Source organism: Klebsiella sp. MBT K-1 (genome assembly GCF_002556465.1).
Taxonomy (GTDB): domain Bacteria; phylum Pseudomonadota; class Gammaproteobacteria; order Enterobacterales; family Enterobacteriaceae; genus Klebsiella; species Klebsiella grimontii.
Genome location: NZ_PDEL01000010.1, coordinates 149,238 through 164,878 on the forward strand (window position 1 = coordinate 149,238; position 15,641 = coordinate 164,878).

The following is a 15,641-nucleotide window of genomic DNA, read 5'->3' on the forward strand; positions in this document are numbered from 1 at the left end:
GGGAATAACATGCAGGTAAAATATTTAGCAGGGATTGTCGGCGCAGCATTGTTGTTAGCAGGTTGCAGCTCCAGCAACGAATTGACCTCTGGCGGCCAGAACGTACGCTTTGTTGAAGATAAGCCGGGTTCTGAATGCCAGCTGTTAGGAACCGCGACCGGCACGCAGAGCAACTGGCTATCCGGGCAGAATGGGGATGAGGGTGGCTCTATGCGCGGTGCGGCAAACGCCCTGCGTAACCAGGCGGCAGCAATGGGCGGTAACGTGATTTACGGCGTCAGCAGCCCGACGCAGAATCTGCTGTCGAGCTTTGTCCCGACCGATAGCCAAATGAACGGCCAGGTTTATAAGTGCCCGAACTGATTTAACTGCGGGTTATCCCTCTCCTGATGGAGAGGGGAACCCGGGCAACGGCTGGAAAGGTAGAGCCGTTTTCTACGTCCTTGTAGATGCCCAAATTAGTAACTAATTAAGCCTGGTTTGCATTTTAAGACAAAATGCGTGTAATTGGTCCAGACATTCCTCTTTTGTTAATATTTTCCCCGGTTGGCATGCGATGACCTCATAAAAGGTTTCACATAGCGGATATTTTTCCTGGATAGCTTTAAATTGCGGAGTTAATTTAGCCACTTTCTGAGTGATACTTTCTATGTCATGCGGGTTTGATAGGGCATTAACTTTAATTACTGCACCTGCGAGATTACTTTTTCCTTGCTCAGTTTCGAAGCAATAAACTACTGTAACATAGTCTGAATAAATGTCTTTTTTCCATGGTTCATGATGCACTTCTTTATAATTTAAGCATTCAAGATTCGTTAAATCAACGGAGTAAATTAAAATAAAATCGAGCAATGAACCAATGAGTTGTGTGATCTCATTATCTCCGATAGTATTAAATGATTGTTGAATTGCAACGATAATGAATTCAGTTTGAGTGTCATCTATATCTAGCGTTATTATTTTATCATTTTGTAATATAGCAACAAGTGTAAATTTATCATTTTTGAACTTTGGGGCTAAGCCTGTAACTAAGTATCCTGGATCGGGCTGCATGGCTTCTGCAGTGACAATCTCAGGCGTATTCGCAGATAATGACTCAATGCTGGCCATGATTTTAGATTTATATACTTCATGGTTATCAGATAAATACTGGGAAATTTTAAGCATCCGGAAGCGTAGAATGATTAGTAAGTCAATTAATGTAGTGACTTGCATATACATTATATGCTGCTTATCGTTAGTATCTTTAATTTTGAACATCATTAGACACAGATGTTCTCCATGTTTAATCGGTGCAGTGTTGAGTCCTTTGAGTATCATATTATATGGTCCTTATTTAGCAGGATTACGACATAGATATATATTCAGACAAATCAATGACACGGTCTGCTGATGCAATTGTGGAGGGGCGATGTGCAACTATAACTCGTGTGATACTTAAATTGGAGATAGAATTATTAATACTAGCCTCGTTCCCAAGGTCAAGATGACTTGTAGCTTCATCCATAAATAAAATTCCTGGTTTACGATACAACGCTCGTGCAATTAATAGTCGCTGTTTCTGCCCGCCAGAGACACCGGTACCTAATTCACCAATAAGTGTTTCATAGCCCATAGGCATTTTCATTATTTCATCATGAATATTGCTGTAACGTGCACATTCAATAATCAAATCTTCATCAGCATTATCCTCGAACCCACTAATGTTTTCAGCAATGGAACCAGAAAATAAACGGTCTTCCTGTAAAACGCATGCCGTACTTAGACGATAGTTATTTAGACCTATTTTATTAACATCAAGATTGTCTGCCAGTACATCACCGTAAGTAGGAGAAAGAAGACCACACATGACTTTCAATAAAGTAGTTTTTCCAACGCCGGAAGGCCCGACAATAGCTATTGATTCCCCGGGATTAATCGTTATATTTAGATTCTTGAAAATAGGCTGAGAAAAAGAATCATACTGATAACTTAAATTTTTAACTTCAAGCTTAATGCCTTTATCTTGCTGGAATACTCGTCGGACGGGCATTTCTGCTTCTGGCTCACAAAATACAATTTCAGAAAGTCTCTCATTATGTAGGGATAACATACGAAGCTGCATAAAGAGATCGATAAGACTGGATGCGCGTTGAGAAAATTGCCCTCGATAGGCATTGAAAGCCATAAACATCCCTAAAGTCATATTATTATCAATTACTGCCAGCGCCCCAAGCCAAAGAATTACAACTTGATCTATAGATGAAATTAAAGTATTAACTCCACCAAACATCATATCGAAGCGGGTTTGTTTTATTCCTGCATTACAGGAGTCAATATTAAGATTTAACCAGTGGTGTGAGCGCCTTTCTTTAAGATTTAAAGCTTTGATTGTTGCAATACCATAAAGAGATTCCATAAAGTGTGAACTGGAACGTGCTCCTTTTATTACCTGTTCTTCAGATACCCGACGGTAAAATCGATAGGTGGCTAATCGCATAATGGCATAGCACATTGTAAACCCTACGACTACCCAGACGAGCCACCCACCATATAAAGTCAACATAATTAAAAGACCTATGGTCATTATGCTGTCAATAATACCGGTAACTATACTATTAGTAAAAGTGGAACGAATAACATCTAGTGATGAAAAACGTGATTGAATATCGCCTAAATGCCGTTTTTCAAAAAATGATAAGGGCAAGCGAGTCAGATGGTCAAAAAGTGAAGTTTTCCATTGTATATTTGTAAGGGTATTTAGCGTTAAGGATGTCCATGCCCTTAGCATACTGATAAAAGTACGAAATAATGTGAAGGAAACCAATCCAATACAAATAACCGCAAGTAAACTTTGATCATGAGCCATGATAACATGGTCCGTAACCATTTGCGTACCTACCGGAAGTAAAAGGCCAATGGCCTCAATGACTATCGAAAAAGCAAAGATTTTTACAAGTGTGCTTTTCAAACCAACAATGTTACGCATTAGATCAAGTAAGCGTAAACGAGATTTTACCTGCTCTTGCTGAAAATTTTGATCTGGCCAAAGTTCGAGGGCTATACCTGTAAAATAATTTGACATTTCTTGCATGCCAATAATGCGCTTGCCGAGTGCTGGATCATGCACAATAAAACTATTTTTACGTACCTTGGTCAATACAACATAATGATTCATCCCCCAATGAATAATACAGGGGAGTTTTAATTGATTAACTTCGTCAATATCTAATGATAATGCTCTGCTTTTTAATCCAGCCCGCTCAGCTGTTTTACTAAGAGATAATAATGTGACGCCTTGAGTAGGGCTACCATATCGTTGACGGAAATTAAATAAATCTATATTTAGACCATGAAAAGCAGATATCATCGCCAGGCATGCGATACCGCATTCAGCAGCTTCTGACTGTAAAATTACTGGGATTTTTTTTCTCAGTGAGAAATTAAGCTTGTCAGTGATTGTTTTAAATAATGTATCAGTCATGGATTGGGCCACTCACACTCTGAGAAATTTTGTATATTGGTGTAAACATCCACATATAAAGTGGACGCTCCTCAAGAAAAACAATAGCCTGAGCTTTTAGGCCATTTGATAATTCCAGAGTTTTGCCATTATAAATGAATTGATTGTTTTTAATTTTGACTATAGCTTTATACAGTGCGAGTTCCTGTTGATTAGAACCTGTTGCAACATTAGTATATTCGGACATTTCTTGCCGAGAGGCTGGCACCGAAGATATTGATATCACTTTCCCGGGGAATTGGCCAAATTTATCTGACGGGAAGGCATCGTAACGTATATTAACAATGTCTCCAGATTTTACATAGGGTATTGCATTGTTGGGTAGCCATAATATCAAAAAATATTCAATATTCCCTGTTGGTTTTATTTGAGCGAGACTGCTTCCTTTATCAACCATTTGTCCTGCAGTTACAGCTACTGATTCAATTTTACCATCTGATGTTGCTTTGATGACAAGATTACCATTGGCATTTGATTCTACACGCTGATTTTTAAAATCATTGATTTGGTTTTTTTGATTAGAAATTTGGTTGTCATAATCTGCAGCTTTAGTCACTATGTCACTTTTTAGCTGTGTCAACTGAGACTCAAGTTGCATTCTTTGGCTAATGAGCGATTGGTATGTACTCTGTTGTTGGAAGTAAAGAGAATGTTGATAATTATACTGATCTTTAGTAATTAAACCTTGCTTGAGATATTGATCATAACTGGAAAGGTTTTCTTTCATTTTTTTTAGACCAGAGTCAGCGTTGGCTAACATTTTGGTAGTCTCTTTAAGGGAAGTAGAATATTGATTAACCTGAGTATTTAATGCATCTAAGGTTTCTTCTTTGTTTATCAAAGTTTTTTCAATGATTTCTTCCGCATTAGTTATTTTTTCAGTAATAACAGCTGACATGGTGTCAGTGACGTTGCCGTTAACGGTTGAGCGTGAGATATCAAGCTCGTAAAGAGGGGTGCCTTTTTTAATGATATCGCCAATGTTAACATATTTCTTTACCACAAATCCTTGTTGCGGTGCAAAAACATTAATAGAGTGAGGAAGCGTAATTACTTCACCACGCACATCTATTCTTTGCGTATAGCAACAGAATTTAAGCGTGAAAATCAAAACGCATAGAAAAAATAATGATATTGAAAGAATAGCCCATGCAGGCATTCCCGCTAATAATAATGCTTTTCCTTTCCAATGGTTTTTCTTATGTTCAATCGCTTCCTTGCGATAGAGTTTTTTATTCATAGATAATCACTTATTTATGTTGATATTAATTTTTGATTTTTTATAAAAAGAAACTTAAAAAGCATACAGTAAAAACTGTATGCTTTAAGTTATAAACTAAAAGAAATTAAGACGGTTTATAAGCGCCGGAAGAGCCATCAAGAACACCTTCAATGATGCCAGTTGACATATCATTAATGTATTCAGTACCTCTGTATACGCCCATTACAGCGCCCCAGATGCCACCCTGGATTGCTCCCCAGATAGCGCCAATACTGGTACTAATAACGCCAATGCCAAGCATGCCGCCACCTTTACCATTACCAGTAAGGCCACCCTGCAAGCCGCCTGCCGCTGAATAAGCAACTAAGCCAAATATTCCACCAAGGACGCTATCAACAAGAGCACTACCAAAACTTTGGGTTCCATCGATAAGCTGCTGAAGACCAGCACCAGAAACATCATTCATTTCAGTTAGAGTCAGTTCTTTCATTTTTTTCTCCTTGAGAGATTCTCTCGATGATAAATCAATTACAATGCGATATAATATCCGCTGGTGTTATTGATTTAATAAGCCAAATATATTTGTTGATTATGAACGATTCAATTCATTGATAGAAAGGTTATTAAGGATATAAACAATATATCAATGTTTTTCATGACCTGTCGTTCTTCAGGTGATTATCACTTTTATCTAAGAATTATAGATTAAAACCAGCCATTAGGCTTATAGGCACCACCGGTGCCATCCAGTACACCATTTGCGATTATATCTGCATATTTGTTAACGTAGTCAGAACCATTATAGATACCTGCTACGGCACCATAAATGGCACCGTGAATGGCTCCCCAAATAGATCCGACAGCGATGGATACTAATCCAAATCCTAATAAGCCACCGCCAGCACCGCTACCGGTAACCCCACCCTGCAGACCGCCAGCAGATGCAAATGCAAGGGCTCCAATTACACCACCGATGGCGCTGTCAATTACTGCCTCACCCAAACCTTGGGTTCCCGCAATAAAATCCTTGAGTGAAGCACCAGAAACATCATTCATTTCAATAATAGTTAGTTCTTTCATTATATTTCCCTTTAGTGATATTCCTACGGACTAATATCATGTGCAATCAAAAGATTATTTTGATTGTAATACGTGCAAATGTACACCTACCAATAATGCTATTCGCGATAGGTCGCAGAGAAATATAGACTATAAAAAAATATTTCCAATATATTTATTGCATGTTCATATTGAATTTTACTACATCATGTACTAGCTTACACAATTCACATTACGTTGTTTTGTGAAATGAATATATATTGAGTTAAGTAATTATCTATCATGAATGGTTTGATATATAACGCTCTTAACTAAAAACGTGAGTTTTATTTATTGGATTTATTGCTGTTTATAGAACTGATGAATGTGGCTATTTTACGTGGAGAGGGGGATAAGTTAGTTTAAATGGGTAAATGTGTTCTTAGAATTACTACGCTACACCAAGATATGAAAATCACTATTGGTGTAGCGTACTTATTATACGATGCTATTTTTCCTGGAGGATAATTTCGAATTGACCTTTAACCTCCCCGGTAGTGCCAACTGAAACATCATCTGAGAGTTTATAGTAATCAGCGGTAAGTTCTAAAGTTTGGTTTTTTGCCATACTCCTGTACTCATAGCTATCCAGATCATAAAATTTAATTGGGCTTGCTCCTTTTTTAATTATAAAACCAACATTTTTTGCTCCACTTGGTAGTGCGTTTAGCAATACACCGTCAGTCGTAGATGAGTTCTCTGTAATAGGGTTGAACCAGTATAGATAGTTAAGGCCTACTTCTGAGTCTGGACAGCTAATGTCTAATGTTATTTTTTTCTGTTTACCTGTGGCAGCTCCTTGCCCTAATGCTTTCAACTGAGATACATCTATACTCTGTAGCATCACAGTGCTCCCGCCTCGCGGGTTAACATTACATGTTGTTTCTTTAAATCTTATAGAGCTTAGATTGATGTTAATTTTTAATAATTGCGAACTATTAGGGTTACCTGTACCTTGCGTTTGGGAACCTGGAGCTCCGGCTAAAAAATATACAGTAATTAAACCAGGTAATTGATTTTTTGTAATCGGACCTGTTTTAACTAACCAAACAGTGACTTGTCCCGAAATACTTGTTTTAGAATAAGTGTGACTGTTGGCCGGTATAGGATCGTTCAACTTGGCAGGAATAGGCCGTCGAATTGTGCCAATTGTTATATCTGACATTTGATAACCGATGCCAGGAATTCCTGTAGCGTAAACCGGCATATTCTGGACTCCAGTTACGCCAGTATCAATATCATTTGTACTTCTTATAACAAAGATATCATCAGGAGCACAACCCGAATATGTTTTAATATCAGTAACATTACCACCGCGAACAGCAGTAGCCAGTATTGAACCATTTGGTAGTGTTGAGTCAGCAAGGATGGCTGTAGTGCCGAAGTTAACCGTTATTCCACCACCACCACTTCCATACTTTTGACAATTTGCTTGCGCTTGCCAGCTAATGCCGCTTATCAAAATAACTAAAATAAATAAATTTTTCATAGTATTCGTTATCCCTATTAACGGCAAACAGCAGTAGCTTGCGTGATGCCTTCGATCACCGGTACCAGGCTATATGTCGCTTTACATTGCTGCTCTGTTTTAGTTCCCCATTGAGCGTAAACTTCACCATTATCTTTCAGGCCTGACAGATAGACCATGCCGCCATCAGAAACGATACTGGCTTGAGCCTTTTTATCTGCTGTTAAGGTTACCGTAGCACCATAAGGAACATTATCGCCCGATGTCCTTTTCAGTATCAGGAACGCACGACGACCAATATTTCCCTCGAAATTTGCCCGTACGATTGCCGCGCGAGTAGGAACTACTTTTTGGGTAGTATTTGGCAGTTCCATATTATCACTCAGGGTAGTGTTATCTAAGGTCACGCTGGTACGATGGTATGGTGTGACGTAAGGGATAATAGCATAACCGCGATAATCAGTTTCAATGGTTGCATCGTTCTCGAGACGAACATGATCTAAACCTGGCGCTTTGACTAATACGGAGGTTTCGGACATCTCCTGACCTAACGTAACGCCATCAGCATGAACCAATATCCCGCCGTTCAAGCCATAATTCAGTAGTTGGCTATGTTTGCCATAGCTGTACCCACCATTAACTGAGCCCATTGAACCACGGTAATTGCTATATACGCCACCGCTGGCATCTTCCCGGTTGCTATAACCTTGCTGAACGTTCCAGTCCAGATTATGATTCTCCAGCGCTACGCCGCTAAGAGATACATACTCATCTGTAGATCCAGGGCTGCTGTTAGTCACGTTATAGGTTGCATAGGTGTTCGGCAGCCAGTCACCTAGCGGCACTGTGATATTAAAGGAAACTACGTGGTCGTCTTCTACAGTGCGGCTTGAGCCGTTACTGCCCCAGGAATAACGGCTATAGCTATAACCTGCATAATAGTTAAAGCGACGGAATCCACCATTGTAGCCAACGTTTAATGAGTTGTTGTGGCGATTGCTATCCCAATAGTCCTCGAATATGCCGGATACGGAAAGACTGCCTAAACCAGCCCCCAGGCTTTGGCTGACGGTAATATTGGTGCGGTTACGTATCGAGTGAGACGTATAACCACCATAACGGTTGTTATAAGAATTCATCACATCGGTAAGTGTATTAAAGCCGGAAGTTGAATAGCGATAACCAGCGACGGTAATATTAGTACCGGTTTCAATAATATTTTTACCATATCGGATGCGCCAGGACTGCCCGGACGTTTTATCCGCATCTTTCTTCTTAGACCACGCTTCGGTGACGTCAGCTGAAAGTGCGCCGATATCGCCAAGGTTTTGCCCAACGCCAAATGCCAGCGCCTGATAGTTAGATGCTGCCTGTATACCGGTATAAAACGTTGTATTACTTAACGCGCCATAGCTTATGGTGGCCTGCGTAAAGGGTTTTTCATCAATATTGTCGTCATAGGGACGATATTGACCGCTGGTAATTTCATACTCCATCTGGCCTTCTCTGAGCATCAGCGGCAGAGAAGCGTATGGCACGACGAAGTTTTGACGGGAACCATCGGCTTCTTCTACGGTAACGTACAGATCGCCGTTACCGCCGGTAGAGTAGAGGTCGGTTATTTCAAAGGCACCGGGAGCAACAAAAGCCTGGTAAATCTGATAACCATTCTGTTTGATAACGACACGGGCGTTAGTTCTGGCAATGCCGCGAACAATTGGCGCGAAACCGCGTAGGCTTTCCGGGATCATGTCCTCGTCTGTCGCCAGCTGAACCCCTGTAAAGGGCACGCTATCAAAAATGCTCGACAGGGATGAGCTTTCCCCCATTACCAGCGTGCTCTTTAATGGAATGATGCTGCGCTGAGCATACAGATAAACGGAGTCCCAATCGCTTTTCGCTCCTGCTGATTTATTCCAGGTGCTAAGGTTTCGAAGTCGCCATGGCCCGATATTCAGCCCGGACTGCAGGTTAAGGTTATAATATTCGTTATTGGCCTCGTAGTCTTTGCCTGAACTGAACTGATAATTGGTCAGCAATGCGTTGATCCCGTCATCATATTCTTCAGGAGGAACAAAACCTTGTGCTTTAGTTGACAGTGCTGCTTGCGGTATAGAGATAATCAGCTGTTGAGTATTGAAGTTAAAATCGGTTGTAAAGTTAGGAATGATACTCGAGTCCACACACCCGTTAGTGTCCTCTTTTAGAGCCGGGAATGCTTCAGAGCGTAAACCATAGCTAATTAACTTAGCCATGCTCAGGCACGGAACCAGTTTCAAATCGCCCGAAGCAGGATCTTTTTTTTCGACAAACCGAATATCAGCTGTTTCCTGTAGGTCGTTATTTAAAATCACATCAATGCGATATTCACCCGGTGCCTGAGCATCTTTCGATGCGTATAAGGATAAGTCCGGTATTGAAGAGGGATCGTTTTGACCAACTGATTTTATAAAATCAGGATCAAAGAAATCACGCGCCAGGGCATTGTTGCACAAACCGAGGGCTAACGCAGGAACAAGCACGAAAAATGTGTGGGACACACCAGAAAAAACACTATCCCTTTTTTTTATTAAAATAGACATACTTTTCACCCTGGCCGATCGAACAGAACAAAATTATATTGATGATGAATAGGCAGAACCCGTGCCTCCATTGTCAGTAGCAACTTTCCACTCTATTTCTGAACCATTAACACCAGCTGGCAAAGGGAATTCTTTGGTAGTAAATGCATCTATATTATTAACGGAACCACTGATTTCCTTACCATTGATTTTTATAGATTTAAAATAGATAAAGAATGGCGTCGGATTTTTTAACGTGATTTTATTACTTGATTTATGCCACTCTAGTTTTTTTGCTTCTTGGTTGACTGTCAGATCCTGTAAGGACAATGGGCGGTAGATAAGACGCATTCTATGGCGTACAGCTAATTGAATCTTATTTTTATCAGTATCCGCGTCATTGGTTGGCGGGATAGACATAACATTGAAATAGTAAACAGTCTCTCGATCCTTAGGCGCATTGGTTATATGGGCGTTAGGAAATATTCGTAACGTATTCTTCTGTTTTGCTTCCAGACGAAAAAGTGGGGGAGTCACCATAAAAAGAGAGTTTTGGCTACCTTCACGGGGCTCAACCCATGACTTGATTAAATAAGGAATGTCATCTTTATTTTCCAGGTTGGCGCTTATCTCTCTCGAGCCCTCTTTAAAAAGATGTCGTGTAGAGTCCACGACTACACCGCTATGGGCAAAAAAACTAGCTGAAAGAGAAAAGGCTGCCACTATTTTTAATGATGACTTCAACATAATTCATTCCCTGAATACAATAATAGGGCTTACCAGTGGTAAGCCCTGCTGAGTATTAATAGTTGATAGTAAAGGTTGCAACACCTTTAACAGCACCCTCGGTTACACCGTTCGCTGTTTTAACATATGCTGCTTTATAACGCATATAAGACGGAGTGCCTGCGGTATAAGCGATAGTTTTTGCAGTTGTGCCAGTAAAGCTAACGCGTGAACCGTCGGTATTAATAACGGTTACAGCGGCGTTAGTTGCTGGGCTAACCGCGGTGTTAGTCAGAACATTATCCTGACCGCTGATATAGTCACCAGTTACAGTAACGTTCAGGTTACCAGTGTAATCAGTTGCACCTTTCTGACAGTCTTCGATTTTGTACTCAATATCTTTAGCCAGCGCCATATATGGAGTGTTAACCCCCTGACTTTCCAGGATAGAGGCTTTTACATCATCCAGAGTTAAGGAACCGCCTTGGATCTGAGCTGATGGAGTAACGTTACAGGATTCACCAGTATTGGTTACGTTGCCGAGAATTGTCAGTTGAGAACTGTTCCCTGCCGCGAAAGCCTGTGCGCTCAGAACTGCAGATGCAGCGACCATTACAGCTACGATTGTTTTTTTCATTTATTTAATCCATTTATAAAAGCTTAAAAATTCCTGAATAGATGCCTGGCTTGGTTATCAACTATAACTATTGTTAATAATTAACTAGTAGTTAATAACTGACTGACCTTTATCTGCGCCTGAGCCCTATCGTTTCCTTTCGCTCGTCCTTAACGCCAGTCTTCAGGCTTTATAGGCTAGAGCGACGACGAATTTAAATGGAAGGGGGGCAAAATGCATGTGAATTTTATCTAAAATTTATTTAAAACTTGAATTGTCATTAGTTCATGTTTTGTTGTCTGTTTAGTAATGGTTTAAGATGGCTAGTATAATAATGGCGCCATCGTCTCTTTGCCTAAAAATAACATGTTAATCTTGTTCATGTCGGACGGATAACGTGGTTTTTTTGTCTGCAGTCAACTGACTCCGGTTGTGAAAAGGATTTTCTGGCCTTTGACGATGAACTCTATTTTTATTTGTTGTGATTTCACATATCCAATAAAGGAAGGGATAACATTATGGTATTCAACGAATATATCATTAATAATGAAGTTATTTTTGATACAAATGTGAATAAACTAAAACCATTAGGTGAGCACGGTGATTGCGTTGCTCTAAATGCACCTACCGCGCGTTGTCTTCAACTATTGCTGGAAAGCAATGGAAAAGTTATATCTCGTGAGGAGTTTTTAGATGCAGTGTGGAAAACGAGAGGCGTTGTTGTCTCGCAAAATACATTCTATCAAAATATTTCGCTATTAAGAAAGTCACTACTAAAAGCTGGATTATCGCAAGATATCATTGTTACTGTACGGCAGCGTGGCTTTGTTTTGGCAGCAGATTCCCACGTTGATTTTTTGTCCAGAACCGATGAAGAAGAGTCAGGAAATTTAGAAAACATACCGATAATAAGCAATGTTGCTCCTCTCATGGCGGAAAGGAAGGTGCTTGATAACCCCGCAAGGCCTCCAGAGTTACATATAAATGATAATAATAAGCAGCCAGCTTTGAGTTTGCCGGGCTGGTTTTTGCTGCTACTGGTAGCCTTAATAGCAACCAATATACTTTCTTTAATATTATGAATAAAATTAATATGTGCTTAGGCTATTCTTTTATACGTATATGTAATATTTAGCTGGGTTGATTTTTTCACGTGAAGTAATGTTGCATTTGCGTTCTGATGTCAGTCAGTGACTGCATCCTGATAGTGTCTGCCAGGCCGGGCCCGGCAGACATATTGATTAGCGCTGTTTTAAGCCCAAATCCAGCGGTGTTTTGCTCGGTTCACCACCGATTTCCCGTGCAAGTTTTGGTACTAAATAACCAGATACCATCGTGAGCAGTTCACGCATAATCTTCCTCGCCTCTTCGTCGCTGACCATAAAATGTGCTGCGCCCTGCACTCTATCCAGAACGTGAAGGTAATAAGGCATGACTCCGGTATCGAATAACGCATTGCTTAGATCGGCGAGCGTGCGCGCGTCATCGTTTACGCCGCGCAGTAGTACGCTTTGATTAAGTAAAGTGACGCCAGCTATACGCAGACTCTTCATCGCGGTACGAAAAGCCGCATCTATTTCGTTAGCATGGTTGATATGGTTCACCAGCAGTACCTGCAACGATGAAGCAGAGATACGCGCAACCAGCGTATCGGTAATGCGCGCAGGAATCACAATAGGCAACCGACTGTGGATACGCAGGCGCTTAATATGCGGGATGGCTTCCAACTGCGTAAGCAGCCAGTCTAGTTCTGGGTCTTTCGCCATCAGCGGGTCACCGCCGGAAAAAATGATTTCATCCAGCTCTGGATGAGACGCAATGTACTCCATGGCCATCTGCCAGTTGCGCTTATTACCCTGGTTTTCAGCATAGGGAAAGTGGCGGCGGAAGCAATAACGACAATTAACCGCACAGCCGCCTTTAACCAGCAGTAACGCGCGGTTGCTGTATTTATGCAGTAGACCAGGCACAACGCTGTGCTGTTCTTCCAGCGGATCGGTGGTAAATCCCGGAGCATTAACAAACTCCTCCCGGGAGGTAAGTACCTGACGGAGAAGTGGATCGTTGGGGTTTCCTGGTTCCATACGGGCAATAAATGCCCGCGGGACACGCAGTGCGAACAGGCGCCTGGCATCGCGTCCCGCCAATAGATTCGCATCAGCGTCTACATTTAAAAGATGCAGCAGTTCATCAGGACTGGTCACAACATCGGCAAGTTGCGTTAACCAATCTTCTCTGGATGGGGTATTTAGGGTTACAATATGCGCCATTTTGTGGCTTAGCTACCAATTAACAAAGTTTCAGAGGGCCTTATGGCGACTTACTATAGCAACGATTTTCGTGCCGGTCTTAAAATCATGATGGACGGCGAACCTTATGCAGTTGAAGCCAGTGAATTCGTTAAACCAGGTAAAGGCCAGGCTTTTGCGCGCGTTAAGCTGCGCCGCCTGCTGACGGGTACCCGTGTAGAGAAAACCTTCAAGTCTACGGATTCCGCTGAAGGCGCGGACGTTGTCGATATGAACCTGACTTACCTGTACAACGACGGTGAGTTCTGGCACTTCATGAATAACTCTACTTTCGAACAGCTGGCCGCTGACGCTAAAGCCGTTGGCGACAACGCTAAATGGCTGCTGGATCAGGCTGAATGTATTGTGACTCTGTGGAACGGTCAGCCAATCTCCGTTACGCCGCCGAACTTTGTTGAGCTGGAAATCGTTGAAACCGATCCAGGCCTGAAAGGCGATACTGCTGGTACCGGCGGTAAACCTGCAACTCTCTCCACTGGCGCCGTGGTTAAGGTTCCGCTGTTCGTACAGATCGGCGAAGTCATCAAAGTGGATACTCGCTCTGGCGAATACGTATCCCGCGTGAAGTAATTTATGCGCTGAGATGGTTGGCGCAGCGTTTCGCTGCGCCCTCTACCGAGCGTAGACGCAGGCAGGGAAGATGGCTCATAAATTAAAACTTCCGGTACTACTATTATTACTAAGCTGCGCTCTTCTGGCCGGATGCAATACGGCTCGCGGCGTCGGTGAAGATATCCAAAGTCTGGGCCATGTCATTTCTCATGCTGCCAGTTAACCTGATTTCATCAGGAAATCCTCATTCACAATTAGTTTCTCCGTTTGGCTCAATCCTTTTAACCTCTTTTTCTCTTAAAAATCGCCGCGTTTCCCTCATCCTGGACCAGTTTGTCTATGCTTATAGAGCACGATAACTAAAACTGGTTAATAAGGATGACATTATGGTAAAAAAAGCGATTGCAGCGTTCTTTACGGTTTTGGCTCTTTCCTCTGTACTGACTGCATGTAACACCACGCGCGGTGTTGGTCAGGATATTTCAGAAGGCGGCAGCGCGATTTCGGGCGCCGCGACCAAAGCTCAGCAATAGACCATAGCGGTACGGCCGCTGGTCGTACCGTTCTTCCTCACCTTAGTCACGTCGTGTATAATTCCTGTGAAATATCATCTGCCTTACGGGACGACCTGTAAGCGTTTCACATCTGGGGACGGCCCCATCAAAGGAGCCATATGTCCTGGTTAGTTCTGTTTATCGCTGGTCTGCTGGAAGTCGTCTGGGCAGTCGGTCTGAAATATACCCACGGTTTTAGCCGCCTGGTGCCAAGCGTGATAACGATTGCCGCCATGGTCATCAGCATGGCGCTGTTGTCATGGGCGATGAAAACGTTGCCCGTAGGGACGGCTTACGCCGTTTGGACCGGAATAGGCGCGGTCGGCGCAGCCGTGACGGGTATTATCCTGCTGGGCGAATCCGCCAGCCCGATGCGCATTGCCAGCCTGGCGTGCATTGTGATTGGCATCATTGGCCTGAAAATGAGCGCGCATTAATACTGCTGATTGACCCATAGTAGTTTGCTCACGTCGAATCCTTGCCGGGTAGCGATATCCAGCATCTGCTGCTTCACTTCCGGCGGGATTTTCGGCGTGCGCGCAAGTAGCCAGAGATAGTCGCGATCGGGTCCACAAACCAGCGCGTAGCGATAATCCTTATCCAGCGCTATCACGCTATAACCGCCATAGAAGGGGCCGAAAAATGAGACCTTCAGCGCGGCGCGAGTGGGTTCCCCGGTAAAATAAGCTACGCCATCGGTTTTTTGCCACATACCCCGATCGGGGTTGTAGCCTTTATTTACCACGTTCAGCCCGCCATCATCGCGCAGGCTATACGTTGCGGTGACTTTTTCCAGGCCGCTTTCAAAACGGTGATCGAAGCGGGCAATCTCATACCAGGTACCAAGATAGCGTTGAGCGTCGAAGGGGCTAACCACGGTTACGCCAGGAGGCGGTGCCGGCGTAGTACAGGCTACAAGCAGAAATGAAGCGGCAACAACCGCAATAACGGGTAGCAGACGCATAATTTTTTCCTTGCCAGTTTTAAGCTAAGTGTAGAGTCAGGCAGGAAAAATGCGGCAGAATTTTCTTGA

Annotated in this window: 17 protein-coding genes; 6 read left to right on the forward strand and 11 right to left on the reverse strand. The window is 42.4% G+C overall.

All coding sequences use genetic code 11. The features are described 5' to 3' along the window. Positions 1-9: 9 nt before the first annotated feature. Positions 10-363 (forward strand): DUF4156 domain-containing protein, encoded by a 354-nt coding sequence (locus CMQ96_RS16575; RefSeq protein ID WP_004871163.1) that lies wholly within the window; start codon positions 10-12, stop codon positions 361-363. A 102-nt stretch (positions 364-465) separates the two neighbouring features. On the opposite strand, the gene yjeJ is transcribed toward CMQ96_RS16575, so the two are convergent. The 9 genes from yjeJ to CMQ96_RS16620 all read right to left on the reverse strand — a co-directional run bounded on the left by yjeJ (position 466) and on the right by CMQ96_RS16620 (position 11,214). Continuing rightward, a complete protein-coding gene (gene yjeJ, locus CMQ96_RS16580; RefSeq protein ID WP_024360234.1) occupies positions 466-1,320 on the reverse strand; it encodes a YjeJ family protein in 855 nt (284 codons plus the stop codon). 25 nt (positions 1,321-1,345) lie between these two features. Then, positions 1,346-3,463, reverse strand: a complete 2,118-nt coding sequence (locus CMQ96_RS16585) for a peptidase domain-containing ABC transporter (RefSeq protein ID WP_024360235.1) — start codon at positions 3,461-3,463, stop codon at positions 1,346-1,348. Beyond that, the gene (locus tag CMQ96_RS16590; protein ID WP_024360236.1) at positions 3,456-4,742 is read right to left on the reverse strand and encodes an HlyD family secretion protein; all 1,287 of its coding nucleotides are present in this window, start codon (positions 4,740-4,742) and stop codon (positions 3,456-3,458) included. Before CMQ96_RS16590 ends, CMQ96_RS16585 begins: the two co-directional genes overlap by 8 nt. A 106-nt stretch (positions 4,743-4,848) precedes the next feature. Next, positions 4,849-5,214, reverse strand: a complete 366-nt coding sequence (locus CMQ96_RS16595; protein ID WP_098067034.1) for a hypothetical protein — start codon at positions 5,212-5,214, stop codon at positions 4,849-4,851. Between the two features lie 215 nt (positions 5,215-5,429). Then, the gene (locus CMQ96_RS16600) at positions 5,430-5,804 is read right to left on the reverse strand and encodes a hypothetical protein (RefSeq protein ID WP_024360238.1); all 375 of its coding nucleotides are present in this window, start codon (positions 5,802-5,804) and stop codon (positions 5,430-5,432) included. Between the two features lie 466 nt (positions 5,805-6,270). After that, positions 6,271-7,311 (reverse strand): fimbrial protein, encoded by a 1,041-nt coding sequence (locus CMQ96_RS16605; RefSeq protein ID WP_032711106.1) that lies wholly within the window; start codon positions 7,309-7,311, stop codon positions 6,271-6,273. A 17-nt stretch (positions 7,312-7,328) separates the two neighbouring features. Next, a complete protein-coding gene (locus CMQ96_RS16610) occupies positions 7,329-9,872 on the reverse strand; it encodes a fimbria/pilus outer membrane usher protein (protein WP_024360240.1) in 2,544 nt (847 codons plus the stop codon). 33 nt (positions 9,873-9,905) lie between these two features. After that, entirely contained in the window at positions 9,906-10,598 is a 693-nt protein-coding gene (locus CMQ96_RS16615; RefSeq protein WP_024360241.1) for a molecular chaperone, read from the reverse strand. A 55-nt stretch (positions 10,599-10,653) separates the two neighbouring features. Next, a complete protein-coding gene (locus tag CMQ96_RS16620; RefSeq protein ID WP_024360242.1) occupies positions 10,654-11,214 on the reverse strand; it encodes a fimbrial protein in 561 nt (186 codons plus the stop codon). Positions 11,215-11,711: 497 nt separating this feature from the next. Between CMQ96_RS16620 and CMQ96_RS16625 the strand changes: the two genes are divergently transcribed. After that, positions 11,712-12,275: a transcriptional regulator gene (locus tag CMQ96_RS16625; protein ID WP_049099666.1), complete on the forward strand. Its 564-nt coding sequence runs from the start codon at positions 11,712-11,714 to the stop codon at positions 12,273-12,275. A gap of 159 nt (positions 12,276-12,434) precedes the next feature. Here CMQ96_RS16625 and epmB read toward each other — a convergent pair whose 3' ends face one another. Then, entirely contained in the window at positions 12,435-13,463 is a 1,029-nt protein-coding gene (gene epmB, locus CMQ96_RS16630) for an EF-P beta-lysylation protein EpmB (RefSeq protein ID WP_098067035.1), read from the reverse strand. A 42-nt stretch (positions 13,464-13,505) separates the two neighbouring features. Here epmB and efp point away from each other — a divergent pair, with 42 nt between their 5' ends. The 4 genes from efp (at position 13,506) to sugE (ending at position 15,045) form a co-directional block, all read left to right on the forward strand. Next, positions 13,506-14,072, forward strand: a complete 567-nt coding sequence (gene efp, locus CMQ96_RS16635; protein WP_004097931.1) for an elongation factor P — start codon at positions 13,506-13,508, stop codon at positions 14,070-14,072. 70 nt (positions 14,073-14,142) lie between these two features. After that, positions 14,143-14,277 (forward strand): entericidin A/B family lipoprotein, encoded by a 135-nt coding sequence (locus CMQ96_RS16640; protein WP_049250003.1) that lies wholly within the window; start codon positions 14,143-14,145, stop codon positions 14,275-14,277. 163 nt (positions 14,278-14,440) lie between these two features. Further along, entirely contained in the window at positions 14,441-14,587 is a 147-nt protein-coding gene (ecnB, locus tag CMQ96_RS16645; protein WP_004097935.1) for a lipoprotein toxin entericidin B, read from the forward strand. Positions 14,588-14,727: 140 nt separating this feature from the next. Continuing rightward, the gene (sugE, locus tag CMQ96_RS16650; RefSeq protein ID WP_004128029.1) at positions 14,728-15,045 is read left to right on the forward strand and encodes a quaternary ammonium compound efflux SMR transporter SugE; all 318 of its coding nucleotides are present in this window, start codon (positions 14,728-14,730) and stop codon (positions 15,043-15,045) included. Here sugE and CMQ96_RS16655 read toward each other — a convergent pair. Next, on the reverse strand, positions 15,042-15,572 hold the full coding sequence (locus CMQ96_RS16655; RefSeq protein ID WP_024360245.1) for a lipocalin family protein: 531 nt from the start codon (positions 15,570-15,572) through the stop codon (positions 15,042-15,044). The two genes, sugE and CMQ96_RS16655, sit on opposite strands and share 4 nt — an antisense overlap. Positions 15,573-15,641: the final 69 nt, after the last annotated feature.